This is a genomic window from Acinetobacter sp. SwsAc5 (genome assembly GCF_013391485.1).
GTDB lineage: Bacteria > Pseudomonadota > Gammaproteobacteria > Pseudomonadales > Moraxellaceae > Acinetobacter > Acinetobacter towneri.
Genome location: NZ_JACAXD010000062.1, coordinates 1 through 2,588 on the forward strand (window position 1 = coordinate 1; position 2,588 = coordinate 2,588).

A 2,588-nucleotide genomic window follows, 5' to 3' on the forward strand; every position below is an offset into this window, starting at 1 on the left:
TTTAAACCAATCAATCAATGAAATATTTTCGATTAATCAATCAGTAAAAATCCACACAAGTTGTTCTTCATAATCTCTTAATGATCTTAATTTCTGCCTCGTCAGCAGAAATTTTAACGCAAAACACTTCTAACAACTCTACCCTGTAAGCTAAGTTCGTAGGCTGTTTCGCGTCGGGATGGGTGCATTATAGGGCAATTTCCTACACGTGCAAGTGCTTTTAACTGCTTGTTTTCACGAGTGTTGGATTTTTACGCACTATTTTGGTTCAAAAACACACAAAACTCGCACTAACCCTATAATTTTAAATTAAAAATATGTTTTTCATATTTTTGCAATCTAAATCCGCTTATTTTGTTGGGGCAGCCTCTTTCACTTTCACACTGAGTATTTTTACCGCTTGTTTCGGTACATTTTGATGCATGCCATAGTTGCCTGTTGGTACTTTTACAATTTTATCGACAACATCCATACCTTTAGTGACTTGACCAAATACCGCATAGCCTGCGTTACGTGGACTTCGATTTAAGAAATCGTTATCTACCACATTAATAAAGAATTGGCTGCTGGCAGAATCAGGATGATTCATACGTGCCATCGCCAAGGTACCACGGGTATTTTTCAATCCATTACTTGATTCATTACGAATGGTCGCTTTGGTTGGCTTTTCTTGCATATTGGCATCCATACCACCGCCTTGCACCATAAAGCCTGGGATAACACGATGGAAGATCGTACCGTTATAGAAGTTTGACTTGGCATAATTTTCAAAGTTCTTTGCAGAAACTGGGGCTTTGTCATTAAACAGTTCGATTTCAATATTGCCCATGCTGGTTGTCATTTCTACCACGGTGTTGGCTGCCATCGTATTGAAGCTGATAAGCATTGCTGCCATGGTAAACACACTTTGTTTTAACATTTGCTGACCAATCCATCTGTGTTGTATTTGCATTGCATCTATATTAACCCGAATTACGGATAGGAAAAGCCCTTGAAAAAAAGGTAGTTAGAGCCATTTAGAAAGTTACGAAACAACCCAAAGGCTCTAACTACCATGTACGATTTTACAGAAATTTTTTGTATTGTTGATGATTTTTTCAAAAAATTTGAACCCATCTATTGGCAATTTCTCAAGCAAGAAAACAAACGTCAACGTATCAGACAAGCAACGCTATCTTTATCAGAAATTGTGGCTATCTCCATCTACTATAAAACATCTCAAGTACATAATTTTAAGATGTTTTTTAACTTGCTTTGTCAGTTTGAAAGCAAACTCTTTAAAGACTTGCCTTGTTATAAAAACCTGATTACCCTCATCAATCAGCACCAACTTGCTATTCATGCTTTGCTTTATGCGTTGAGCCAAAAAGATGAAAGTTCATATTTATGGATTGATTCAACACCTTTACCTGTTTGTAAAAATAAAAGAATCCCTAAAGGTCATCATGCTTTAGATGAGATTGCTTCTCGTGGTAAAAGTACGATGGGCTGGTTTTATGGTTGCAAATTACACTTGCTGATGAATCAAGAGGGTGAAATTGTAAATTCAGATTTATCAAACAGACATATTGCTGATCTTAAAAAAGTTGAGGATTTAGTGAATGGCTTATCAGCAACGGTCTATGGTGATAGAGGCTACATTAGCCAACCATTGAAAGAAACACTTAAAGAGCAAGGCATTGATTTAATTACTTATCCAAGAAAAAATATGAGAGTGACCTTATTGCCATTTTCTGATGAATTTCATCTACGACAACGTAAAAGAATTGAAACATTGATAGGATTATTGAAAGAAAAATATCACTTAGTTACGAGTAAACATCGTTCGATTGCTGGTTTTTTAGCAGGCGTATTTTCTTCACTATGTGCATATCAACTTTGCCAAAAGAATAAGCCTAAAATTCATGTGATTAAATCTTTGGCTTATCCGTAACTGGGGTTATATTAATAAGATTATGCGACTAAATCAGTGGTTATTTTTTATCACGCTGGAAAACTTATGTTTGACATCCTCACCCCCTTAAAAGAGGGTGATTCCTACAGCTAGACGCTTATGCCCAAGCGCAAGAATGTTTAGAGCTGAGTTTATATCTCGATCATGAGCTGTACCACAGCTCATGCACTCCCATTCTCTTATTCCAAGATCTGTACTACCTTTGGGACTACTTGAGGTGATCTCACCGCAGCACGAACAGATTTGGGTGGTATAGGCTTCTTGGACTTCTTCAAACAATACGCCTGCGTTCTCGCATTTATACTTGAGCATTGTTTTTAGTGCCGAAAATCCTGTATCCAAAACAGATTTTGCCATTTTGGTTTTTACTAATTTTTTAGCACTCAAGTCACCTACAATAATCAATCCATTTTCATTCACAAGCTTGGTGCTTGCTTTATGCAAATGATCTTTTCGACTATTTGCAATCTTGGCGTGTAATGCACGAACACGCTTCTTATTCCTGGCTCTCTGAGCAATACATAATTTCTGCTCATATTTTCGATAGAATTTTGGATTTGAAATTACAGTGCCATCAGAACAGGTGGCAATATCTTTTAAGCCTAGATCAATACCAATCGCTTTGGTTGCTGTC

3 protein-coding genes are annotated in these 2,588 nt (G+C 36.8%); 1 reads left to right on the top strand and 2 read right to left on the bottom strand.

Annotation, left to right across the window (positions count from 1 at the left end; translation table 11 throughout):
- Positions 1-349: 349 nt before the first annotated feature.
- Positions 350-919 carry a peptidylprolyl isomerase A gene (locus tag HYG89_RS15785; RefSeq protein ID WP_004969822.1) on the bottom strand — a complete coding sequence of 190 codons (570 nt, stop codon included), beginning with the start codon at positions 917-919 and terminating at the stop codon, positions 350-352.
- A gap of 135 nt (positions 920-1,054) precedes the next feature.
- On the opposite strand from HYG89_RS15785, the gene HYG89_RS15790 reads away from it, so the two are divergent.
- Positions 1,055-1,933 (top strand): IS982-like element ISAba4 family transposase, encoded by an 879-nt coding sequence (locus HYG89_RS15790; RefSeq protein WP_178868361.1) that lies wholly within the window; start codon positions 1,055-1,057, stop codon positions 1,931-1,933.
- Positions 1,934-2,020: 87 nt separating this feature from the next.
- Here HYG89_RS15790 and HYG89_RS15795 read toward each other — a convergent pair.
- Positions 2,021-2,588, bottom strand: a 568-nt coding sequence (locus HYG89_RS15795; RefSeq protein ID WP_178868364.1) for an RNA-guided endonuclease TnpB family protein, incomplete at its 5' end; no start/stop codon positions are given.

Bases quoted from the DNA above. Each gene is read 5' to 3' on its own strand.
- HYG89_RS15785 (WP_004969822.1), bottom strand. From the start codon at position 919: ATGTTAAAACAAAGTGTGTTTACCATGGCAGCAATGCTTATCAGCTTC.
- HYG89_RS15790 (WP_178868361.1), top strand. From the start codon at position 1,055: ATGTACGATTTTACAGAAATTTTTTGTATTGTTGATGATTTTTTCAAA.